Source organism: Paraplanobispora siamensis (genome assembly GCF_016863175.1).
Lineage (GTDB): Bacteria > Actinomycetota > Actinomycetes > Streptosporangiales > Streptosporangiaceae > Planobispora > Planobispora siamensis.
The window spans coordinates 1-22,079 of record NZ_BOOJ01000095.1; the positions used below are offsets into that span (position 1 = coordinate 1).

17 protein-coding genes are annotated in these 22,079 nt (G+C 72.6%); 10 read left to right on the forward strand and 7 right to left on the reverse strand.

The genetic code is table 11. The annotated features are described in order from the left end of the window. Positions 1 to 200 precede the first annotated feature (200 nt). The gene (locus tag Psi01_RS41390) at positions 201 to 749 is read left to right on the forward strand and encodes a TetR/AcrR family transcriptional regulator (RefSeq protein ID WP_204069680.1); all 549 of its coding nucleotides are present in this window, start codon (positions 201 to 203) and stop codon (positions 747 to 749) included. Positions 750 to 876: 127 nt separating this feature from the next. Beyond that, positions 877 to 1,278 (forward strand): cell division protein CrgA, encoded by a 402-nt coding sequence (locus Psi01_RS44335; protein WP_275424660.1) that lies wholly within the window; start codon positions 877 to 879, stop codon positions 1,276 to 1,278. Positions 1,279 to 1,334: 56 nt separating this feature from the next. Here the strand turns inward: Psi01_RS44335 and Psi01_RS41400 are convergent, their stop codons facing one another. From Psi01_RS41400 to Psi01_RS41415, 4 genes are all read right to left on the reverse strand, one after another. Next, positions 1,335 to 3,743: an MASE1 domain-containing protein gene (locus tag Psi01_RS41400; protein WP_204069682.1), complete on the reverse strand. Its 2,409-nt coding sequence runs from the start codon at positions 3,741 to 3,743 to the stop codon at positions 1,335 to 1,337. A gap of 132 nt (positions 3,744 to 3,875) precedes the next feature. Further along, entirely contained in the window at positions 3,876 to 4,754 is an 879-nt protein-coding gene (locus tag Psi01_RS41405) for a cytochrome c oxidase assembly protein (protein ID WP_239128420.1), read from the reverse strand. Positions 4,755 to 4,756: 2 nt separating this feature from the next. Continuing rightward, positions 4,757 to 5,320, reverse strand: a complete 564-nt coding sequence (locus Psi01_RS41410; protein ID WP_204069683.1) for a DUF2243 domain-containing protein — start codon at positions 5,318 to 5,320, stop codon at positions 4,757 to 4,759. Positions 5,321 to 5,412: 92 nt separating this feature from the next. Further along, positions 5,413 to 6,240, reverse strand: a complete 828-nt coding sequence (locus tag Psi01_RS41415; protein WP_204069684.1) for a helix-turn-helix domain-containing protein — start codon at positions 6,238 to 6,240, stop codon at positions 5,413 to 5,415. Between Psi01_RS41415 and Psi01_RS41420 the strand changes: the two genes are divergently transcribed. Continuing rightward, positions 6,239 to 6,787, forward strand: a complete 549-nt coding sequence (locus tag Psi01_RS41420; RefSeq protein ID WP_204069685.1) for a TIGR03086 family metal-binding protein — start codon at positions 6,239 to 6,241, stop codon at positions 6,785 to 6,787. The genes Psi01_RS41415 and Psi01_RS41420 overlap by 2 nt on opposite strands. 67 nt (positions 6,788 to 6,854) lie before the next feature. On the opposite strand, the gene Psi01_RS41425 is transcribed toward Psi01_RS41420, so the two are convergent. Beyond that, positions 6,855 to 7,214 carry a DUF1801 domain-containing protein gene (locus tag Psi01_RS41425; RefSeq protein ID WP_203878935.1) on the reverse strand — a complete coding sequence of 120 codons (360 nt, stop codon included), beginning with the start codon at positions 7,212 to 7,214 and terminating at the stop codon, positions 6,855 to 6,857. Positions 7,215 to 7,300: 86 nt separating this feature from the next. After that, positions 7,301 to 7,663: a hypothetical protein gene (locus Psi01_RS41430; protein ID WP_239128421.1), complete on the reverse strand. Its 363-nt coding sequence runs from the start codon at positions 7,661 to 7,663 to the stop codon at positions 7,301 to 7,303. A 49-nt stretch (positions 7,664 to 7,712) separates the two neighbouring features. Here Psi01_RS41430 and Psi01_RS41435 point away from each other — a divergent pair, with 49 nt between their 5' ends. Next, positions 7,713 to 8,462: a DeoR/GlpR family DNA-binding transcription regulator gene (locus Psi01_RS41435; RefSeq protein WP_204069687.1), complete on the forward strand. Its 750-nt coding sequence runs from the start codon at positions 7,713 to 7,715 to the stop codon at positions 8,460 to 8,462. A 204-nt stretch (positions 8,463 to 8,666) separates the two neighbouring features. Beyond that, on the forward strand, positions 8,667 to 8,996 hold the full coding sequence (locus Psi01_RS41440) for a hypothetical protein (protein WP_204069688.1): 330 nt from the start codon (positions 8,667 to 8,669) through the stop codon (positions 8,994 to 8,996). Here the strand turns inward: Psi01_RS41440 and Psi01_RS41445 are convergent. After that, the gene (locus Psi01_RS41445) at positions 8,954 to 10,195 is read right to left on the reverse strand and encodes an FAD-dependent monooxygenase (protein WP_204069689.1); all 1,242 of its coding nucleotides are present in this window, start codon (positions 10,193 to 10,195) and stop codon (positions 8,954 to 8,956) included. The two genes, Psi01_RS41440 and Psi01_RS41445, sit on opposite strands and share 43 nt — an antisense overlap. Before the next feature lie 112 nt (positions 10,196 to 10,307). On the opposite strand from Psi01_RS41445, the gene Psi01_RS41450 reads away from it, so the two are divergent. The 5 genes from Psi01_RS41450 to Psi01_RS41470 all read left to right on the forward strand — a co-directional run. Next, on the forward strand, positions 10,308 to 10,832 hold the full coding sequence (locus Psi01_RS41450; RefSeq protein ID WP_204069690.1) for a TetR/AcrR family transcriptional regulator: 525 nt from the start codon (positions 10,308 to 10,310) through the stop codon (positions 10,830 to 10,832). 137 nt (positions 10,833 to 10,969) lie between these two features. After that, entirely contained in the window at positions 10,970 to 17,533 is a 6,564-nt protein-coding gene (locus Psi01_RS41455; protein ID WP_204069691.1) for a non-ribosomal peptide synthetase, read from the forward strand. After that, complete coding sequence (locus Psi01_RS41460) at positions 17,530 to 20,655, forward strand: non-ribosomal peptide synthetase (protein WP_204069692.1); 3,126 nt, start codon at positions 17,530 to 17,532, stop codon at positions 20,653 to 20,655. Before Psi01_RS41455 ends, Psi01_RS41460 begins: the two co-directional genes overlap by 4 nt. Before the next feature lie 121 nt (positions 20,656 to 20,776). Beyond that, positions 20,777 to 21,598 carry a hypothetical protein gene (locus tag Psi01_RS41465; RefSeq protein WP_204069693.1) on the forward strand — a complete coding sequence of 274 codons (822 nt, stop codon included), beginning with the start codon at positions 20,777 to 20,779 and terminating at the stop codon, positions 21,596 to 21,598. A gap of 61 nt (positions 21,599 to 21,659) precedes the next feature. Next, positions 21,660 to 22,079: HAMP domain-containing protein (locus Psi01_RS41470; RefSeq protein ID WP_239128422.1), on the forward strand; the 420-nt coding region annotated here is incomplete at its 3' end.

The window sequence follows — 22,079 nt, forward strand, 5'->3', positions numbered from 1 at the left end:
CCCCTTCCCGACGGCCTGACCCCCGCACCGCCGCTGAGGCACCGATCCGGCGGCCCGGCGACGGGCCGGTGGCGGGGGGTGGCCGTGTGCGGACCGCCGGTGAGATCATCGCTACCAATCGGTAACATCGGTGGTTGAGGAGCTCGGCGATGCCTTACGGCCCGCGGGGGCCGCGGCGCAGTGACGCGCGGCGGAACCGGATGGCGATCATTCAGGCGGCGGTGGATGTGATGTCCGATCCGCGGGCGCCGGTGATGATGCCGGAGATCGCCCGCCGGGCGGGGGTCGGGCAGGCCACGCTGTACCGCCATTTCCCGGACCGCAACGCGCTCGCCGAGGCGGTGATCGGATATGAGATATCCCGGCTGGAGGCCTGCATCGACGGCCCCGGCGAACCGGTGCCCTTCCTCGATCTGCTCAGGGAAGTGCTGCGCACGCAGGTCATGATGCGGTCGCTGGTGGCGCTGACGTACCGCCTGGACCCCAGGACCCGGGAACGGTACGAGCGCCGGATGATCACTGTGCTGGCCGGGCCGCTGCGGCGCGCCCAGGAACGCCGCGAGGTGCGCGGCGACGTGCGAGCACGCGACCTGGCGTTGCTGTTCGGCATGCTTGAGGGCGTCATGCGCAGTAGCGGCGGCGGCAGCCGTGGGGGCGGCGACGCGGACGCCGCCACGGCTCATGCCGACGCCTGCCGGTCGATCGAACTGATGCTGGACGGATTGACGGACCGCTCTTCCGCGGTCTGAGGATCACGGCGCACGGCGGGCGCCGGCACGTGGAAGCCGGCGCCGGCGCACCGGGCTCCGGAGCACGGCTCGGCCGCCGCACTGCTGTGGCCGCAGCGTATGGACCGATAATGAGAATTTGTAGGCGGTGAAATTCTCGTTACCAGCCGGTAACGTAGAGGACTTCCAGATCGCCGATCAGTGTGCCGGCGGGCGGTCCGCAAGAACCCGGCGCCATACGCGGAACCGTCTCCGCTCCAGCCTCGTTGGGCTTTTCAAAGATCCATCAGAGGATCCGGAAACCCGGCGGCAGGAGGAATCATTGCCTGATTTCGGAAATGACCGGAGAGCGGTCCCCGCTCCGTCGAAGTGGCCGGCTCGGGCGATGATCGCCTTGCTGATCGTCGGCGTCCTGTGGATGGCCGTCTACTACGTGGCACCCGACGCGCCGGTCCTCGGCGCCCTGGGGAACTGGAACCTGCTGGTCGCCTCCTGTCTCCTCGTCCTCGGTGTGGTTCTCGCGATCGGCCTTCTCCTGCGCCGCAGGTGACGGGATCGGCGGGAACGGCGCGACGGGCCCGCCGGGGGCGGGCCGGCGTGTTCCTCTCACGAGGAGGGGCGGTCGCCGGGGGAGTCGACCCAGCGGGCGATGGTGAGGGCGAGCTGGTCGTAGTCGAAGGGCTTGGCGATGAAGTCGTCCATGCCCACGGCCAGGCAGCGCCTGCGGTCCTCGGCGAAGGCCCCGGCGGTCAGCGCGATGATCGGGGTGTGCCGGGAGGCGCCCTCCTGACGGCGCAGCAGCGTGGTGGCGGTGTAGCCGTCCATGACGGGCATCTGGCAGTCCATCAGGATCGCCTGGTAGCTGGTCTTCTCCGCCATCTCGACGGCCTCGGCGCCGTTGGTGGCCAGATCGGCCTGGTAGCCGAGCAGGTTCAGCACCTCCAGGGCCGCCATCTGGTTGAGCTCGTTGTCCTCCACCAGCAGCAGCCGGGAGCGGCGGGCGGAGACCGCGGGGACGTCCCCGCCCCCGGCGACGGGCTCCGGCTCGGCGGCCTCGACCGGGGCCAGCAGCAGCGTGCAGGCGAACGTGCTGCCCTCACCGGGGCGGCTGGACACCAGCAGATCACCGCCCATGGCCCGGGCGAGCCGGCGGGAGATGGCCAGGCCCAGGCCGGTGCCGCCGTAGCGGCGGGTGGTGGAGGCGTCGGCCTGGACGAAGGGGTCGAACAACCGCTCCCGGACCTCGGCGGGGATGCCGATGCCGGTGTCGGTGACCTCGATCCGGACCTCCAGCCTGCCGTCCGGCGCCGCGCCGGCGAGATCGGCGCGGACCGTGACGCTGCCGTCCGGGGTGAACTTCACGGCGTTGTCGACGAGGTTGAGCAGGATCTGCCGGATCCTGACCGAGTCGCCGCGCAGCCGGGCGGGCACCCGCGGCCCGCACGAGCCGGTCAGGATCAGCCCCTTGTCGCGGGCCGTGGGCGACAGCAGGCCGACGACGTCGTGTACGGCGCCGCCGAGGTCGACGTCACCCTCCTCCAGGACCAGCTGGTCGGCTTCGATCTTGGACAGGTCCAGGATGTCGTTGATGATCGCCAGCAGTGCCTGTCCCGCGCTGAGGATGCCCTCCAGCTGCCGGCGCTGCTCGTGGCCGAGCGGACCGGCCAGCAGGACCGCGGCCAGGCCGATGACCGCGTTCATCGGGGTGCGGATCTCGTGGCTCATGGTGGCCAGGAACCGGGACTTGAGCCGGGAGGCCTCCAGCGCCCGGTCGCGGGCGGTGGCCAGGTCCCGCTCGAACTGCTTGCGCTGGGTGATGTCCCGGGCGAAGGCGTTGAGGTGCCGGCGGCCGGCGGACTCCACGCACCAGACGGTGATCTCCACCGGGAGCGGGCGGCCGTCGCGGTGCCTGGCGGTGATCTCCATACGGTCCCCGCAGGAGTCCGGCGAGGAGAAACGCTCGGCGTACACCTCGGCGGGGATGATGAGCTCGGTCAGCGGCCTGCCGACCGCCTCGGCGGTGGACCAGCCGAAGGTCGTCTCCGCGGCGTGGTTCCAGTCGGTGACCGTCCCGTCGGCGTCGAAGCCGATGAAGGGGTCGCGGGCGGTGGCGATGATCGAGCGGGTGCGCTCCTGCTGGTCGTGCAGCGCGGCGGTCGCCTGCTCGCGCTCGGTGATGATCGCCGCCACCAGTGTGCTCGTGGCGATCAGCACCACCGTGTAGCTCTGGGTGATCAGCAGGGTGACGGGCAGGGAGGGCTGCACGAACGGTCCCACGCCGCGCGCGGCCGCGTAGATCACCACGGCGGAGGTGAACAGGCTGGCCAGGCTCGCGCCCGGCAGCCTGAACCGGATCGCCGCCCACAGCAGCACCGGCACCACGAGGGTCAGCCGCCCGGCTCCCAGGACCGGCCAGGTGGCCAGCGGAAGCGCCAGGCACAGCAGGACGGCCTCGGCCACCCGGCCGCCGCTCAGGGTGGGCCGCCGGTGCCGGTGGACCCAGGCCGACAGCAGCACCGGGGTCAGGGTGATCACGCCGATCGCGTCGCCGAACCACCACAGCACCCACGAGGGCGTCACCCCGGCCGCCGGCACGATCCCGCCGGCCCACAGCGCCGCCACCCCGATGCCGGCGCTCACCGCCGAGGCGCCCAGGCCGGCGAGGCCGACCAGGAGCAGTACGTCGCGGAGGCGGGCGACGGGCCGGCGGAACCCGGCCCGGTTCAGCAGCCAGGCGGCGACGAGCGCCTCCAGGGCGTTGCCCGCCGCGATGAGCGCGGCCACCCACAGCGGGACCCCGGTCGAGGCGTTGAACACCAGCGCCCCGATCAGCACCGCCGGGGCCACGCGGTAGCCGTACAGCACGACGGCCGCCACCGCCAGTCCGCTGGGCAGCCAGATGGGCGAGATGCTGGTGTTGACCGACGCCAGCGCGGAGGCCGCCAGCGCGGCCAGGATGTAGAGGACCGTCAGCAGAATGATCTGCCCGGAATACACCGCGCGGCGGCGAAGCATGGCAGCGGCTCCTCACGTCGGGCCCACAGGTCCCGGCTCCAACCGGCAGGTCCTGCTCCGCAGGCCGGGGGCGTCGCGGAACCCACGGTGCGTCCCGGACCGTGCGGCGAGTTTACTCCCGTCCACTCCCTGTTACATGCCCGGCCCGGAACCCCGGCCCGGAACCTCGGTCGCGAGCGTCCGCGGGAAGGACCGGTGACGCTTCCGGGCGCGCGCAGGAGGCCGCCAGGTGACCAGCAGCGCCAGCGCGAGCAGGAGTTCGGCGATGTCCCCGCCGTAGTACATCAGCTCGGCGCCGCCCCGGCGCTGGTCGGCCGGGACGCCCGGGACCGGCAGGATCCCGGCGTACATCAGCTGGGACACGACGGCGTGTCCTGCCACGGCCGCCCCGAGCACGACCAGTCGGAACGGGACCGACGGCCGGTGCGGGGCCGGGTCCGGACCGGCGATCGCCCAGGCGAACAGGCAGCCGGAGATCAGGAAGTGCGCGTGCACCAGCCGGTGCACCCAGGGGTCGGCGGCGGCCAGGGCGTACAGCGGAGTGCCGTACAGCGCGACCAGCCCGCCCAGGGTGAGCAGCAGGCCGGTGACCGGGTGGGCGAGCAGGCGGGCCGTACGGCTGCGCAGGACGCGGCCGAGCTGGCGGTCCCAGCGCGGCGGGAGGGCGCCCAGTACCAGGGTGAGCGGTGCGGCCAGCACCAGGGCGAGCGGTGCCAGCATGCCGATCAGCAGGTGCTGCAGCATGTGCCCGCGGAAGTCGCCCTCGCCGAAGGGCAGCACGTGCCCCAGGGCCAGGGCGAGCAGGGCGCAGCCGGTCAGGAAGGACGCGCTGCGCCTGTGGCTCCACGGCCGCCCGGCGGCACGGCGCCGGGCCGCCAGCAGCAGGTACCCGGCGGCCGGCAGGGCCACGGCGATCATCGTCGGCGCGTCCGGCCCGGCGTGCGCGTGCGGAACGGGTACGGCGTGCGGGTGGAGGGCGAGCACGCCGTACGCGGCGGAGACGAGCGCCACGGTCAGCGCGTCTCGGTGTGGGACCCGGTGTGCGACCCGCTGTGGGACTCGGTGCGTGACCCGGCCGGATCGGCGTCCAGCGGGCGGGCGCCGCGCTGCAGCAGCCAGCCTCCGGCCACCAGCAGCGCGCCCAGCGCCAGGAAGCCCAGGTCCCAGGCCAGCTGGCCGGGGCCGGTGCGCACGTGGTGGATGCCCAGCAGGTGGTGGTCGATGACGCCTTCGACCAGGTTGAACAGCCCCCAGCCGACCAGCATCCAGCCCCACAGCGCCCGCGAGGCCCACAGGCGGCCGCGGGCGTGGGTGACGCGGGAGTACAGCAGCGCCAGGCCGGTCAGCACCGCCAGCCAGGTGAAGGTGTGGAACAACCCGTCCCAGAGGGTGTTGATCTGCAGGCCGTGCACGGTGGTGGCCGGGTAGGCGGCCACGCCGATGTTGTCGGTGTCGGTGCTGGTCAGCATGTGGTGCCACTGCAGGATCTGGTGCAGCAGGATGCCGTCGAGGAACCCGCCGAGGCCGACGCCCAGGACGATGCCGGGCAGGGTGATGGTCGGGCGTGCGCTGGCCATGGGGACCTCCGAGGGTGGACGCCGATCCCCTGGGCCTACCCGCCGTGCCCCGATCAATCGTGCGATCCGGGACGGACTCCGGACCGCCGGGGTCAGGGCCGGTTTCCGAGCCGGGCGTAGGCCGCGGGCGGCATGCCGACCGCGGCGGTGAAGTCGCGGGTCAGATGGGCCTGGTCGGTGTAGCCGAGCTCGGCGGCCAGCGTGGCGAGGTCGAGGCCCCGGTAGATCCGCTCCGCGGCCTCGTGGAGCCGGAAGCGGCGGATAACCCATTTGGGACCGATGCCGACATAGTCCCGGAACAGCCGCTGCAATGAGCGCACCGACCGCCCCGACCTGGCGGCCAGCTCGTCGACCCTGGTCACCGAGACCTCGTCCTCCGCCATCGCCACCAGCGCCGCGGCCTCCTCCGCCAGCGGGTCGGGATCAGGTTCCAGGTCCAGCAGGAACGTCTCGACGAGCGCGACGGCGGCCCGGGGGTCGGGCTCGGCCAGGACCCGCTCGACCACGGTCGCGCCCGCCGTGCCGTACATCTCGCCGATCTCCACGAAGCGGCCGGTCAGCCGGGACACCGCGGCGCCGAGGAACGGCCGGAACCCGCCCGGGCGGAAACGCGTGCCGAGCACCCGGCCCTCGTCCCGCATCGTGTAGGAGAACCCGCCTTTGATCACTCCCGCGATCCGGTGGAAGTCCCGGGCGATCGCCATGTTCACGGTGGGGTGCGAGACGATGCGCTGCTCGTACGGCTCGGCGAGGCCGCTCCATGTGACGACCCAGAAGTGGTCCACGTACGCCGAGAGCGCGGGTGAGGGCTCCTGTCGGAGATAGTCGAAGGCGTCGAGCCCCGCGTACGGGTCGACCCAGCCGCGCTGTCGCGTTTCTACAAGCCGCGGCCCGGGCACGCGGGGCACCATCCCTGCCATGGAAGACATAATGCCGGTGATGACCCGCGCCGCCGAACGGACCGCGGGGCTGGTGCGGGCGGTACGGCCGGAGCAGTTCGGCTCCCCTACCCCGTGCGAGAAGTTCGACGTCGAGAAGCTGGTCAACCACCTGGAGTGGGTGGCGGAGATGTTCGAGTCGCTGGGGCGCGGCGGGCCGGCCCTCGAGCAGGGTCCCTACGCGGGCGACTTCCCCGAGCGGGCGGAGCGCATGCTGGCCGTCTGGTCGCGGCCGGAGGCCTGGGAGGGGGTCAGCCCCGCGATGGGCCTGCCGATGACCGCGCTGGCCCACATGTTCCTCGTCGACATGGTCGTGCACGGCTGGGACCTGGCCAGGGCGACCGGTCAGGAGTACGAGCCGGACCCCGAGGCCGTCGCGCGGGCGCTGGCCTTCACCGACCAGATGGTGGAGATGGGCAGGCGGCGGGGCGTCTTCGGGCCGCCGGTGGCGGTGCCGCAGGACGCCCGGCCGTTCGACCGCCTGCTCGGCCTCATCGGCCGCGACCCGGCCTGGATCCCGTCGTCCTGAACCTGTTCCGGGCCCGTCCCGAGTTCGGACGAGAACTGCCGATCGCCTCGCGCGGCGAGGCGATCGGTTACTCGTCCATCATCTTGACCCAGTCGTTGACCAGCTTCTCCAGCGTGGCCCTGTTCGCCTCGATGTCGTCCATGGAGCGGAACTTGGCGTAGGCCCGTCCCTTGGGCCCGGCCTCCAGCAGTCCGGAGTCGTCGTCGAACAGGGAACCCTTGTGGAAGATCACGGGGACGTAGTCCTTCACCCGCGGGTTGAGGGTGGCCATCTCCTCCTTGTAGGCGAAGCTGGGACCTCCCCACTTCACGTCTTCCTCGATCTTGGGGTTCGCCTTGACGATGATGTCCCGGACGGCCTCCATCTCCGCCTTCATCGGGTGGTCGAGCTTGCTCAGGAAGTCGTCTACTTTCTGCGTCGCACTCATATCCGCAGTGGTACATGACGGCGGCGGAGGGGACGACGCCCCGGCCCGCCTTCAGGGGTCCCCCCGCCCGGATTAGGGGTGCGGGCTCATTCGGGCCGGTAGCCGGGGATGTCCTCGACCCGGTGATAGACGGGCAGGCCGCGCTCCGTCGCGATCCGCACATCCTGGTCGGCGCCGGTGGACTCCCCCGGCAGCCGCAGGACCGCGTCGCAGTGCCGCAGCAGGCGCTCCGCGGTGGGATACATGATCTGTTCGGCCACCGGGTCGGCCGGCCCGTCGCCGCCCGCGCCTCGCAGCACGGGCAGCGCGACCCACTCGCCGATCATCGGGACGTGGCCGCTGCGGAAGATCGGCCATGCCGCCTCCTCCAGCCGGGCCAGGTTGCGCGCCATCAGTTCGGGGTCGTCCCCGGTGCCGGAACGGTAAGGACCTGCGATCAGAATCATCATGCCGCCGACCATAGTGTGCAACAATGTGAAAAAACAAGGAGAAACGTGCATGCTTGCCGCCCAGCGTCGTGACCTGCTCCTCGAACGCCTGCGCACCGACGGCCGGATCGTCGCCAAGGACCTCGCCGCCGAACTCGGCATCTCCGAGGACAGCATCCGGCGCGACCTGCGAGATCTGGCCGCGGCCGGCCTGTGCCAGCGGGTGTACGGCGGCGCGCTGCCCGCCTCCCCCGCGGTCGCCGACTACACCACACGCCAGGGCGTCGAGGTATCCGGCAAGCAGCGGGTGGCGGCCGCGGCGGCGGCGCTGGTCGAGCCCGGCGCCACGGTGATCCTCGACGGCGGCACCACCGCCCTGGCGGTCGTGCGCGCGCTCCCCGCCGACCTGCGGGCCACCGTCGTCACGCACAGCCCAACCGTGGCCGCCGCGCTGGTCGACCACCGGGAGGTGGAGGTCTACCTGATCGGCGGACGGCTGTTCAAGCACTCGATGGTCGCCTGCGGCGCCGCCGCCGTGGAGGCCGCCCGCGGCCTGCGCGCCGACCTCTTCCTGCTCGGCGTGACCGGCGTGCACCCCGAAGCGGGCCTGACCACCGGCGACGCCGACGAGGCCGCGATGAAGCGCGCCCTGGCCCGCCGGGCCGCCGACACCTACGTGCTGGCCAGCTCGGAGAAGATCGGCGCGGCGTCCCGCTTCACCGTGCTGCCGCTGGCGGAGGTCGCCGGGCTGGTCACCGACGCCGGGGCCGGCAACCCGACGGTGCGGGCTCTGGAGGTGCCGGTCATCCACGCGCCGTGATCTCCGGCGGCGATCCCCGTGGTGATCCCCCACGGCTCCCGGCCGCGGCCCGGGCCCGGGCCCGGTGATCCGGTATCACGGACGCGCGAGATGCCTCTATAGAAGAAGAGTCCCCCTCCGAAAGAGGGGACCGTCGAAAGGTGCCCCGCCCGCCGCGTCCGGCGGGCCGGGTTCCGCGAACGACATAGCAAGGAGGCATCCGTCATGCCGTGCTCATCCGACCTGCTGCTCATCGCACGGGCGCAGGCGCTGTTCGTGAGCCCCCTCTCGGCGCACGTGCTGTCCAGCGCCGCCGACGTGGCCGAGGCCATCAGAGCGGCCGTGCACAGCCACGGCGGCGTCCGGCGGTGCGCCGGTGAGGTCGCCGCCGCCTACGGGACCCGTCCCGAGCTCGCCGCGGAGCGCATGCGCTGGGCCCTGCGCACCGTCAGGGGCCTCTACCCCCCGCGCGGAAGGCGGGAGGGCCGGGCCCCGTCCGCCGCGCGGCGGTGTCAGGCGCCGGCCCGGCGGGCGGTGGCCAGCCCCTGCGGATAGTCCTTCAGCCCGACCCTGTCGTGCATCCGCACCCCCCGGCCGCCGAGGCCGGTCAGGGCGCGCAGGATCGGCGCGGGGACGTGGTTGACCAGCCGGATCCCCTGGACCATTCCCCACACGGCCGATCGGCTGCCGGGGATGAGCCGCCGGGCCGCGCCGACGGCGAAGGCACGGCTGCGCCGTACGTAGTCGCCGATCTCCCGCTCGTAGGCGGGGAAGGCCCGCGTGTGGTCGCCCCCGGCCGCGGCGAGTTCCCCGGCCAGGACGTAGGCGCCCACGACCGCCAGGCTGGTGCTGCCGCCGACGGCGGGGCCGGGGCAGTAACCGGCGTCGCCGGCCAGGCTCACCCGGCCCCGGGACCAGCTGTCCAGGCGTATCTGGGTGATCGAGTCGAAGTAGAACGCCGAGGCGCGCTCCAGCTCCTCTCCCAGTAGCCGGGGCACCTCCCAGCCCAGGCCGGCGAAGTGCCGGCGCAGCAGTTCCTTCTGCCGCCCGACGTCGCGGTGGTGGTGGTCGAGCTCGGCGGCGGGGCGGAACATGAACAGGGCGCGGGCGTCGTCCATGTGCGCCCCGCCGTAGACGGCCGCCATCCTGTTCACTCCCGCGATCCCCTCCATGCGGTCGCGCAGGCCCAGATAGTTGGGGATCGACATGACGGCCAGGTAGGCCCCGATCCAGGCCGAGAAGCGCGACTCCTCGCCGAAGACCAGGCGCCGGACGTTGGAGTGCAGCCCGTCGGCCCCGATCACCAGGTCGAACCTGCGGGTGGTCCCGCTCTCGAAGGTGACGTCGACGCCGGCGGCGTCCTCGGCCATGGCGGCGATGGAGTCGCCGAAGAGGTACTCCGCCCGGTCCCGGGTGGCCTCGTAGAGGATCTCGCTCAGGTCGTCCCGCATGATCTCGGCGTGCCGGTCGGATATGACGCGCACCAGCCTGCCGACCTCCATCTCGTGCGGGCGTCCGGCGTCCTCGGTGCGGAGGGCGAGCCACTGGGTGCCGGTCCTCTTCTCCTGGACCTGACCGATCAGTCCCATCCGGTCGACGATGTCCATGGCCGGGCGGAACAGGTCCACGGCGTGCCCGCCGGCCTTGCGCAGCTGCGGGGCCCGCTCGACCACGGTGACCGCGAAGCCGTACCGGTCGAGCCAGTGGGCCAGGACGGGGCCGGCGATGCTGGCCCCGGAGACGAGGATCCGCATGCGCTGCTCCTTACTTAACGGAAGGTAAGTGGCTTACTTAACGATAGGTAAGCACGGTTCCGCAGGCGGCGCAAGTACCTACTTAACGATAAGTAAGCGCTACCCTTGGCCCATGGCGAGGCCTTCGGACACCAAGACGCGCATCCAGGACGCGGCGCGCGAGCTGTTCATGAAGCAGGGCGTGCAGAACACCAGCCTGAAGCAGATCTCCGACCGGCTCGGCATCACCAAACCGGCCCTCTACTACCACTTCGAGTCACGTGAGGAGCTGGTCAGGAGCATCCTGCAGCCGCTCCTGGAGGACCTGGACACGTTCACCGACACACTCGAACCGGGGGACGCGCGGCGGCTGCTCGAGGACTGCTTCGAGCTCATGTGGCGGCACCGCGAGGTGCTCGTGATGCTCCTGCACGACCCGGGCACGATGCTCGGGCTCGACCTGGTGGACCGGGTGTGGGAGTGGCGCAAGCGGCTGACCGCGCTGCTGCTCGGCCCCTCCCCCTCCGCCTCCGCGCGGATCCACGCGACCGTGGCGATCGGCGGCATGTCCGACTGCGTGGTGGAGCACGCCTCCCTCCCCTTCGAGGAGGTCAGGGCCGCCGCCGTGGCGGCCGCGCTGGCGGCCCTTCAGTCATGAAATAACACCATTTTCAGACAGTCCATTTATAAATCAGTCATTTACGGTCCGTTTCACATCTCGACTCCATACGGACAGATATGTATGAATGACCTTGATCTGATGTAACGCGCTGCCCACCCGAAAGTGAGACAGGTGTGACATCCTCGTCCGGGCTGTCCTCGAACAACGTCCGGCTCTCCGACCCCAAAAGGGCACTCCTCGAACAACGGCTGCGCCGCCGTACCCCGGCGCGGGCCCCCGCCCTCCCCCGGCGCCCGGCCGACCGTCCGGTCCCGCTCTCCTTCGGCCAGGAGCGGCTGTGGTTCATCGACCAGTTCATCCCGGGGAGCGCGGCGTACACGATCCCGATCTCCCTGCGGCTGCGCGGCTCCCTCGACACCGACCGGCTGGAGCTGGCGCTGCGCGCCGTCGTGGCCCGGCACGAGAGCCTGCGGATGCGCTTCCCCGCCGGTGAGGACGGCCAGCCGTACGTTCTCATCGGCGAGGAGGCGGAGATCGGGCTGCGCCGCGCCACCGCCGCCGGTGAGGCGGCCGCGGCGCAGATCCTGACCGCCGAGATGGCCCGCCCCTTCGACCTGGCCTCGGACCCGCCGATCCGCTCCGCTCTCGTCCGCCTGGCAGAGGACGACCACGTGCTGCTGGTGGTCGTCCACCACATCGTGGCCGACGGCTGGTCCGTCGAGATCCTCACCGAGGAGCTGCGCGCGCTCTACGGCGGAGCCGACCTGCCCGACCTGGAGGTCCAGTACGGCGACTACGCCCTCTGGCAGCGTGAGCGCCCGGTCTCCGAGGCGGATCTGGACTACTGGCGCACGCGGCTGGCCGGAGTGCCGCCGCTGGAGCTGCCCGTCGACGGCAGGCGCCCCGCCGAGCAGACCTACGACGGCGCCTCGTACGCCTTCCTCCTGGATCGCGGGCTGGTGGACGCGGTGGCCGGGCTCGCCAGGCGGGAGGGCGCGACGCTCCACATGGCGGTGCTCGCGGCCTACCAGGCCCTGCTCGGCCGCTACACGGGCCAGGACGACTTCGCGGTCGGCTCCCCGGTGGGCGGGCGCCCGCGCCGGGAGCTGGAGGGCATGATCGGCCTGTTCATCAACGTCCTGGCGGTCCGGGCCGACCTCGGCGGCGACCCGGCCTTCCGGGAGCTGCTGGACCGGGTCCGGCGGAGCACCACCGAGTCCTACGCCCATCAGGAGCTGCCCTTCGAGCGGCTGGTCGGGGAGCTCGGGATCGTCAGGGACGTGTCCCGGCCGCCGGTCTTCCAGGTCGCCCTGGCCTTCCAGAGCTACCGCGACGCCCGGCGGCCGCCCTGGCCGGAGCTGACCGCCGAGCCGTTCGACCTCCAGGCCCGCAGCGCCCGCTTCGAGCTGGAGCTCTTCCTCGAGGAGGAGCCCGAGGGTCTGCGCGGGCTCTTCATCTACAACCGCGACCTGTTCGGCGCGGACACCGTCGCGGCCATGGCCTCGCACTTCGAGACGCTGCTGCGCGCGGCGGTCGCGGCGCCGGACACGCGGATCTCGGAGCTGGAGATCCTCCCGCCCGCCGAGCGGGAGCGGATCCTCGCCCACGCCGCCGGGCCGCGCGAGCCGTACGACGATGAGGCCACCCTGGGCTCCCTGTTCGAGGCGCAGGCGGCGCGGACCCCGGACGCCGTGGCGGTGGAGTTCGAGGACGTCCGGCTGACCTACGCCGAGCTCGACGGGCGGGCCAACCGGCTGGCCCACCGGCTGCGGGAGCTGGGCGTCGGCCCCGGTTCGCGGGTCGCGATCTGCGCCGAGCGCTCGCCCGAGCTGGTGGCGGGGCTGCTGGGCGTGCTGAAGGCGGGCGGGGCCTACGTGCCGCTGGACCCCGACTACCCGGCCGACCGGCTGGCCTTCATGCTCTCCGACGCCGGGGCCGCGGTCCTGCTCGTCCAGGAGGCCGTCAGGGACCGCCTGCCCCCGGCCGCCGCGTCACCCGGAGCCTCGCCGCAGCTGCCGGTCGCCGTGTCGCTGGACGACCCGCTCACCGGGTACCCCGGCACTCCGCCGCCGCCCGCGGCCACCTCCGCCGACGTCGCCTACATGATCTACACCTCGGGCTCGACGGGCCGGCCCAAGGGCGTGCCCAACACCCACGCGGGCATCGGCAACCGGCTCGACTGGATGCAGCGCGCCTACCGCCTGTCCGACGACGACGTGGTGATGCAGAAGACCCCGGCCGGGTTCGACGTGTCGGTGTGGGAGTTCTTCTGGCCGCTCGTCACCGGCGCCAGGCTCCTGCTGGCCCGGCCCGGGGGCCACCGCGACACCGCCTACCTGCGCGACCTGATCACCGCGCGGGGCGTCACGACGATGCACTTCGTGCCGTCGATGCTGGCGGCCTTCCTCACCGAGGAGGACATCGAGCGCTGCTCCTCGCTGCGGCGGGTGGTGTGCAGCGGCGAGGAGCTGCCCCCGCACGTGGCCGAGCGGTTCTCCGCCCGGCTGCCGCAGGTGGAGCTGTACAACCTGTACGGCCCGACGGAGGCGGCCGTGGACGTCACCCTGTGGCGGTGGGCGCCCGGCGAGGCCACGGTGCCCATCGGGCATCCGGTGCAGAACACCGCCTTGTACGTCCTGGACCGGCACCTGCGGCCGGTCCCCTTCGGGGTGCCGGGCGAGCTGCACATCGGCGGGGTCCAGCTGGCCACCGGCTACCACGATCGTCCCGCACTGACCGCCGAGCGCTTCGTGCCCGATCCCTTCGGCCCGCCGGGCGCGCGCCTGTACAGGACGGGCGACCTGGTACGGCTCCGCCGCGACGGGGCGATCGTCTTCCTCGGCCGGATCGACACCCAGGTCAAGATCCGGGGCCAGCGCATCGAGCTGGGCGAGATCGAGGCGGTCCTGCGCGAGCAGCCGGGCGTGGGCGAGGCGGTGGTGACCGTCCGGGAGGACGGCGCCCCCGGTGACAGGCGGCTGGTCGCGTATGTCGTGCCCGGCGGGGCGGGCGGCGTGGGTGACGCGGCGGTCGACGTCGCCGTCCTGCGCTCGTCGCTGCGCGCGGCGCTGCCCGACGCCATGGTGCCCTCCGCGATCGTCGTGCTGGAGGCGCTGCCGCTGAGCCCCAACGGCAAGCTGGACCGGTCGGCGCTGCCCGCACCGGAGCGGCACGGGGAGGAGGGCGGGCGGGGCGCCGAGCCGGCCACGCCCGCCGAGCGGGCCATCGCGGAGGTGTGGCGGGAGCTGCTGGGCGTGGAGACCGTCGGCTCCGACGACGACTTCTTCGAGCTGGGCGGCCACTCCCTGATGGCCGTCCAGCTCGTCGCCCGGCTGCGCAAGGCCCTGCCCGGCCTGGAGGGCGGGCGCGCGGTCGGGGTGATGGACCTGTTCAAGCACCCGACGGTGCGCGGGCTGGCGGAGCTGGTCGAGCGGCCGGACGCGCCGCAGGGGCCCCGTTCCCTGCTGTACGAGCTGACCCGGCCGGGTCCTCAGCGGAGCATCACCTACGTCTGCATCCCCTACGGCGGCGGCCAGGCGATGGTCTTCCAGCCGCTGGCGGACGCGCTGCCCGAGGAGTGCGCGCTGTACGCCATGGCCTTCCCCGGCCACGACCCCGGTCTGCCCGAGGAGGAGACCAAGCCCCTGGAGGAGATCGCCGACCAGTGCGTCACGGAGATCCTGGAGGGCATCGACGGCCCGCTGGCGATCTACGGCCACTGCGGCATCGGCGGCGCGCTCGCCGTGGAGGTGGCCCGGCGGCTGGAGGCGCGGGGCCGGGAGCTGGAGGCCGTCTACCTCGGCGCGATCTTCCCGTTCACCCGGCCCACCGGCCGCATCGCCGGGCCCCTGGGCCGGCTGCTCCGGACGGACCGGCTGCGCGGCGACCGGGCCTACGAGAACCGGATGAAGTCGATGGGCAACGACGTCTCCGGCCTCGACGAGGAGCAGATCAGGTTCATGGTGCGCAACCAGCGCCAGGACACCCTGATCGCCGAGGAGACCTTCACCCGGCTGCTGGCGGAGGAGATCGCCCCGCTCCGCGCGCCGGTCGTCTCGGTGGTGGGCGAGCAGGACCCCGCGACGGACTACTACCTCGAGCGCTACAAGGAGTGGCACTTCCTCAGCCCCGAGACGGCGCTGGTCATCCTCGACGAGGCCGGGCACTACTTCCTGAAGTACCGGGCCGAGGACCTGGCGGAGGTCCTGACCAACACCCACATCGCGATGGGGTACGGCGCGGCGCACACCCTCGACCGGACCTCCCGGGGCCCGGCCGCGGGCTGGTGGATCGAGGGGACCTCCACCCGCCCCGGGGGGACCCCGGGCACCGGGACGGAGAAGGCGGCGGGAACCGGGGCCGAGAAAGCCGCAGGCACCGGGACGGATGAGGCCGCGGGCGCCGGGGCGGGGAAGGCGGCGGGCACCGCTCCCGAGGCGCCCCCGCCCAGCATGCGGCGGTTCATGACCGTCGCGCTGGCCCAGCTGGTCTCGATGACCGGAACCGCGATCACGGACTTCGCGATCCCCATATGGATCTATCTGACGACCGGATCGCTGGCGGACTTCGCGGTGTTCATCGCGCTGTCGATCATGCCGGGCGTGTTCGCCGCGCCCCTGATCGGCGCGCTGGTGGACCGGGCGGGCAAACGCCGGATGATGGTCACGGGCGCCTGCCTGGCCGGCGGGACCCAGCTCGTCCTGGGACTGCTGCTGTGGACCGGGAACCTGGAGATCTGGCACTTCTACCCGCTGACGGCGTGCCTGTCGGTCGCCCTGATCTTCCAGCGCCTGGCCTTCACCACCGCCCTCCCCCAGCTGGTGCCAAAGCAGTACCTGGGTCACGCGGCCGGCGTCGTGCAGATGGTGATGGGCACCTCCCAGTTCGTCGCGCCGCTGGTGGCCGTGGCGCTGCTGTCCTCGATCGGCCTGAGCGGCGTCCTCGTCGTCGACGTGGCGAGCTTCGTGCTGCTGCTGTGCGTGCTGGCGGTCGTCCGCTTCCCCTCCACGATGGCGCACGTGCGCCGGGAGACGCTGACGGCGGAGATCGCCAACGGGTTCCGGATGTCGTTCGGCAACCGGTACCTGCGGGCCGCTCAGATGTACTTCGCCGTGCTGAACGTGATGCTGTCGGCGCTGCTGCTGTCGATCTCGCCGCTGGTGCTGTCCTTCGCCTCGCTGTCCACCGCCGGGCAGATCTCCGTCGCCGGCGGCGTGGGCGCCACCCTGGGCGGCCTGGTGGTCGCACTGTGGGGCGGCCCGCGCCGTCGCCGGATGCGGGGCGTGATGCTGGCCACGCTGCTGCTGAGCTTCTTCGCGGTCGTCACCGGCCTGAACGCCTCCCCCCTGGTGGTGGGAATCGGCGCCTTCGGCCTGTGGGGCAGCCTGTCGATCGTCAACGGCATCTTCATGACGATCGTGCACGTGAAGGTGCCGCAGCGCTTCCACGGCCGGGTCATGGCGGTCAACCAGATGATCTCCTGGTCGACGCTGCCGGTGGGCATGGCCGTGGTCGCGCCGCTGGGCGAGCGCCTGCTGGAGCCGCTGCTGGCCCCCGGCGGCGCGCTGGCCCCGACCGTGGGCGCCGTGATCGGTGTGGGCGAGGGCCGGGGGATCGCCTTCATGTACATCGTGTTCGGCCTCGGCATCGCCGTCCACGTGCTCGTCTCGATGCGGATCCCCGTACTGGCCCGGTTCGACGAGGAGATGCCCGAGGCCACCCCCGACGACCTGGTCGGCGCCCAGGTCCTGCGCGAGCGGGCGGGCAACCGGGTCAGCCTGGCCTGGAGCGCGCCCGCGTTCGCCAAGGCGCTCACCATGCCGCTGTCGGCCCAGAAGGCCGCCGAGCTGCTGGGCGCCGAGGTCGAGCGGGTCGTCCTGCGCACCGGCGGGGAGATCAGCGCGGTCTACGAGGTCCGCTGCGCCGACCGGAGCCTGCCGCACCCGGACGTGATCGTGAAGATCTACCCCGACCTGTTCACCGCCAGGCTCCACAAGGAGATGCAGGTCTACGACCTGCTGCGCGGCAGCGGCGTCCCGGCGCCCGAGGTGGTGAAGTGGGACGACTCCAGGCGCGACCTGCCCCGCGCCTACCTGATCATGACGAAGGTGGCGGGCAGGCCGCTGTCGGAGGTGTCCGGCGCCCTGCCCGAGGCGGCGATCGCGAGCCTGTACCGCGAGATGGGGACCGCGCTGCGCGCCCTGCACCGCGTCGGGCTGACCGAGTTCGGCCCGATCGACGGGGTGCGCGAGGCGTCCAACGAGGCCTACCTGGGCGGCCAGCTCGACCTGCGCACGGCGCAGTTCGCCGAGTTCGGCGGCGACCCGGCGCTGCACGCCGAGATCACCGGGTACGTCGCGGCCCGGCGGCACCTGCTCGCGCGCTGCCGCACGCCCGTGCTGTGCCACCACGACTTCCATGAACGCAACGTGATGGTCGCCGAACACGAGGGGTCCTGGCGCCTCACCGGCGTCATCGACATGGAGAACGCCCTGGGCGGCGACCCGCTCATGGACCTGGCCAAGACCGACTACTTCGCCGTCAGGGGCGACCCCGTACGCCGCCGGGAGCTGCTGGCCGGGTACGGCGAGCTGCCCGCCGACTGGGCCGAGCGGGTGGACCTCTACCGGCTCTACCACGCACTGGACCAGTGGGGCTGGCTGGCCACCATCGGTGAGACCGGCGCACTGGAGCCCATCACCGACGAGATCCGCGCCTGCCTGAAGGAGAGCCGATGACCACCGAGGACCTCTTCCCCGCATCCTTCGCCCAGGAGCGGATCTGGTTCCTCACCGCGCTGCAGCCGGATCTGGCCGTGTACAACGTCGCCGCCTGCTCCACCCTGCCCTGGATGCGGCCGGTCGACCCCGACCTGCTGGAGCGGGCGCTCGGGCTGCTGGTGCGCAGGCACGAGCCGCTGCGCACCGCGTTCGCCTTCCATGACGAGCAGGTCGTCCAGCGGATCTCCGCGCAGGTCCCGGTGGTCCTGGAGCGCAGCGACGTGTCGGGCGCGGCCGACCCGCAGGCGGAGTTCGAGCGGATCGCCGAGCGGGAGGCCCGCGCGCCGTTCTCCCTGGACCGGGCCCCGCTGTGGCGGGCGCGGCTGGTGTCGCTGGGGCCGGGAGAGACGGGCGAGCAGGAGTGGCGGCTGCTGTTCGTCGCCCACCACACGGTCTACGACGCCTGGTCGTCGCAGGTCCTCTCGCGCGAGCTGGCCGAGATCTGCGCGGCGCTGCGCGAGGAGCGCCCGCCGGACCTGCCGGAGCCGGCGATCCAGTACGCCGACTACGCCGTCTGGCAGCGTGAGCGCCTGGCCGGCGGGGCGCTCAAGGCCGACCTGGAGTACTGGCGGGCCAAGCTCGCCGGGACCGTCCCGCTGGAGCTGCCCGCCGACCGGCCCCGCCCGGCCGAGCTGAGCTACGCCGGCGCCAACCTCGACTTCTCCGTTCCCGGCGAGACCGCCGAGCAGGTGGCCGCGCTCGCCAGGCGGACGGGCTCGACCCCCTTCATGGTGCTGCTGGCCGCGTTCGCGACCCTGCTGGCGCGCTGGACGGGCCGTACGGACGTCGTCGTGGGCTCCCCGGTGGCCGGCCGCGAGCTGCCCGAGCTCGACCCGCTGATCGGCATGTTCGTCAACACGCTGCCGCTGCGCGTCGATCTGGACGGCGACCCGTCGTTCTCCGGGGCGCTGGAGCGGGTGCGCGCCACCGTGCTGGAGGCCCTGGAGCACCAGAAGGTGCCGTTCGCCCGGCTGGTGGAGGAGCTGCGCCCGCCGCGCGACCCCGGCCGCACCCCGCTCTACCAGGTCGGTTTCAACCAGCTCCCGGTCGAGGCGCACGGGCTGCAGCTCGGCACCGGGACGGCCAAGACCGATCTGACCCTGGAGGTGCTGAGCTCGCACGACGAGCTGGGCGGGTGGATCGAGTACAGCACCGACCTGTTCGAGGAGGACACCGTCCGCCGCCTGCTGTCGGGTTTCCTGACGCTGCTGGAGGCGGCCGTACGGCACCCCGAGCTGCCGATCTCCCGCCTTCCGCTGCTGCGCCCCGGGGAACGCCGCCGGCTGCTGGCCTCCTGGCACGGCCCGGCCACGCCGTACCCGGACCGCCCGCTGCACGAGCTGGTCGCCGAGCGGGCGGCGCTGACCCCGGACGCCCCGGCGATCGTGTCCCGCTCGGCGACGCTGACCTACGCCCAGCTGGAGCAGCGGGCCGACGACCTGGCCCGGCGGCTGCGCCAGCGCGGGGTCCGGGCGGAGAGCCCGGTGGCGGTGTGCCTGCCGCGTGAGCCGGAGCTCATCGTGACGCTGCTGGCGGTGCTGAAGGCCGGGGGGTGCTACGTGCCGCTGGACCCCGACTATCCGGTGGACCGGCTGCGGTTCATGCTGAACGACTCGGGCGCCGTGCTGCTGGTGACCCGCGCGACGCTGTCCGAGCGCCTGCCCAGCGACCATCCCCCGGCGATCCTGCTGGACGCGATGCTGCCCGGCGCCCTGCCGCCGCTGCCCGGGGAGAGCCTCTCCCCCGACGCCCTCGCCTACGTGATCTACACCTCCGGGTCGACGGGGCGGCCGAAGGGCGTCACGGTCCCGCACCGCGGCGTGGTGAACCTGGTCACCTCCCTGGGCTTCACCGAGGCCGAGCGGATGCTGCTGCTGACCTCCCTGTCCTTCGACATCGCCGGGCTGGAGATCTTCGGCCCGCTGCTGGCGGGCGGGACCGTGGTGATCGCCCCGCCGTACGGCACCGGCTCGCTCGGTGAGCTGGTGGCCCGGCAGGAGGTGACCACGGTCCAGGCGCCGCCCTCGGTGCTGGAGGAGATCCTGGAACGGCTGCCGTCCGGGCTGCCCCGCGTCTTCAGCGGCGGGGAGCCGCTGCCGGTCCACCTCGCCGGCCGGATCCGGCGCGTCGCCGGGGAGCTGTGGAACCTCTACGGGCCGACGGAGACGACGATCTGGTCGACGGTCCACCGGGTGCCGCCGGACGCCGCGGCCATGTCCATCGGGGTGCCGGTGGCCAACACCGTCGCCCACGTGCTGGACGCGGCGCTGGAGCCGGTCCCGCCGGGGGTGGCCGGCGAGCTGTACCTGGGCGGCGACGGCCTGGCGCGCGGCTACCACGGCCGTCCCGGGCTCACCGCGGAGCGGTTCGTGGCCGACCCCTTCGGCGACGGCGCGCGCCTGTACCGGACCGGTGACCTGGTACGGCGCTCGCCCGACGGCGCCCTGGAGTTCCTGGGCCGGGTCGACGACCAGGTCAAGGTGCGCGGCGTGCGGATCGAGCTGGGCGAGGTGGAGGCGGCGCTGTCGGCCCATCCCGCGGTGGCCAGGGCGGTCGCGGCGGTGCGCGACGACGCGCCCGGCGGGCGGGCGCTGGTCGCCTACGTGGAGTACGCCGGCGAGGAGGTCCCCGCCGGGGAGCTGCGGGCGTTCCTGCACAACCGCCTGCCCTCCACGATGCTGCCCAGCCTGTACGTGCCGGTCGCGGGCTTCCCCCGACTGCCCAACGGCAAGCTCGACCGGACCGCCCTGCCCTCCCCGCTCGGGGACGGCGGCACGGCCCCGGCCGCCGGGCCGTCCACCGCAAGCGAGGAGCTGGTGCACGAGATCTGGTGCGAGGTCCTGGGGCGCGGGGACCTCGGGATCGACGACGACTTCTTCGACGTGGGCGGCCACTCGCTGCTCGGGACCCGGGTGATCGCCAGGATCTGCTCCGAGGTCGGCGTCGACATGCCGCTCAACGCCCTGTTCACCGCGCGGTCGATCCGCCGCCTCGCGGTCGTCGTCGAGGAGCTCCTCGCGGCCGAGATCGACCAGCTGTCCGACGAGGAGGCCGAGTCGCTGATCGACGGGCGTTCCTGATCCCGGCGGACGGGTTCCGCGGCGCGGGCCGGGACCTCCGGCCTGCCATGCGGGCGGTGCGGGCCGGAACATCCGGGCCCGGAAACGCGGTGGGAGCCGGATCTGAGGGTAGGCGGACGTCATGGCATCTTCCTCACCCGATCCGGCCCGGCCCGGCGGAGGGACCGGAGCCGTCCACGCGCTGGCCCGCGGCGTCGCGGCGCTGCGCGGCGGCCGGGCCCTGCACACCCGCGGGCGGTTCTTCCGGGCCGCCTTCGAGGTCGTCGACCATCCCGACATCTACCTGGGCATCCCCGTCCTCGACGATCCGGGCAGGACAGAGGTGACGGTGCGCCTGTCCAAGGGCGCGTCACTGCCCGGCCCGCTGCCCGACGTGCTGGGCCTGGCCGTACGGCTGCCGTGTCCCTCCACGCCGCGCGGCCACCTCGACCTGCTGCTGTCCACGGCCGGCTGGCCGAAGTTCCTGCCCTTCCCCAGCACCGGGTTCGCCTCGGGCGTCTTCTCCACGCTGGTCTCCTACCGGCACGCGGCCGGGCGGATCCGCTTCCTGGCCGTCTCGGCGGACCGCGGCCGGCGTCTGCCGGCCGATCCCGCCGCGCTCGTGCCGGCCGTCGAGGCGCGGCCGGTGCGCTTCGCCCTCGGCATCGAGGGGTTCCAGCAGCGGCCGACGGCGTTCCTGACGCTGCACACGCCGCTGCCGGACGACCTTCCGGACGATCCGCCGGGCGGAGGGGACCGGATCTCCTTCGACCCGGTGCTGAACAGTCATCCGGCCCTGCAGTTGCACGGGCTGCTGCGGCGGCTGCGCGCGGTCGCCTACGCGGGGTCGAGGTCGGGCCGCCAGGAGAACGCACAAGATGACGAATTCCCCGAGCACGGGACAGCCGGATCTTCAGATAATGACTGGGAAACGAACAAGTCAACTACACGTCAGGCTATATAAGGACTTCCGGAGTCATACCATTGCCTGACCTGATCTGGGTCGAGAGATGCGATGGTGAACGATGGCTGAGACCGCCGACACGGCGAGGCGCGGTACCCCGACTGCCGGAGGCGTGGAGGAGCTGGACCTGCGTCAGCTCCTGGCCGGTCTCACAGCCGTCCGTGACGGCGACTTCGGCACACGGCTGCCCGACGAGGGCGACGGGCTGCTGAAGGAGATCGCCACCGTCTTCAACGGCATGGTGGACCAGCTCTCCCTGTTCACCTCCGAAGTGACACGTGTGGCCCGCGAGGTGGGCACCGAGGGCCAGCTGGGCGGTCAGGCCGACGTGCCGGGCGTCTCGGGCACCTGGAAGGACCTGACCGACTCGGTGAACGCCATGGCGGGCAACCTCACCGACCAGGTGCGTGACATCGCCCAGGTGGCCACGGCGGTGGCGACCGGCGACCTGTCGCAGAAGATCACCGTTGACGTCCGCGGT

What these genes read in the sequence shown, in the direction of transcription:
- Psi01_RS41420 (WP_204069685.1), top strand. Translation starts at nt 6,239, where the DNA reads ATGGAAGACATAATGCCGGTGATGACCCGCGCCGCCGAACGGACCGCG.
- Psi01_RS41460 (WP_204069692.1), top strand. Translation starts at nt 17,530, where the DNA reads ATGACCACCGAGGACCTCTTCCCCGCATCCTTCGCCCAGGAGCGGATC.
- Psi01_RS41430 (WP_239128421.1), bottom strand. Translation starts at nt 7,663, where the DNA reads ATGATGATTCTGATCGCAGGTCCTTACCGTTCCGGCACCGGGGACGAC.
- Psi01_RS41465 (WP_204069693.1), top strand. Translation starts at nt 20,777, where the DNA reads ATGGCATCTTCCTCACCCGATCCGGCCCGGCCCGGCGGAGGGACCGGA.
- Psi01_RS41425 (WP_203878935.1), bottom strand. Translation starts at nt 7,214, where the DNA reads ATGAGTGCGACGCAGAAAGTAGACGACTTCCTGAGCAAGCTCGACCAC.
- Psi01_RS41400 (WP_204069682.1), bottom strand. Translation starts at nt 3,743, where the DNA reads ATGCTTCGCCGCCGCGCGGTGTATTCCGGGCAGATCATTCTGCTGACG.
- Psi01_RS41450 (WP_204069690.1), top strand. Translation starts at nt 10,308, where the DNA reads ATGGCGAGGCCTTCGGACACCAAGACGCGCATCCAGGACGCGGCGCGC.
- Psi01_RS41410 (WP_204069683.1), bottom strand. Translation starts at nt 5,320, where the DNA reads ATGGCCAGCGCACGCCCGACCATCACCCTGCCCGGCATCGTCCTGGGC.
- Psi01_RS41390 (WP_204069680.1), top strand. Translation starts at nt 201, where the DNA reads ATGGCGATCATTCAGGCGGCGGTGGATGTGATGTCCGATCCGCGGGCG.
- Psi01_RS41445 (WP_204069689.1), bottom strand. Translation starts at nt 10,195, where the DNA reads ATGCGGATCCTCGTCTCCGGGGCCAGCATCGCCGGCCCCGTCCTGGCC.
- Psi01_RS41415 (WP_204069684.1), bottom strand. Translation starts at nt 6,240, where the DNA reads ATGGCAGGGATGGTGCCCCGCGTGCCCGGGCCGCGGCTTGTAGAAACG.
- Psi01_RS41435 (WP_204069687.1), top strand. Translation starts at nt 7,713, where the DNA reads ATGCTTGCCGCCCAGCGTCGTGACCTGCTCCTCGAACGCCTGCGCACC.
- Psi01_RS41440 (WP_204069688.1), top strand. Translation starts at nt 8,667, where the DNA reads ATGCCGTGCTCATCCGACCTGCTGCTCATCGCACGGGCGCAGGCGCTG.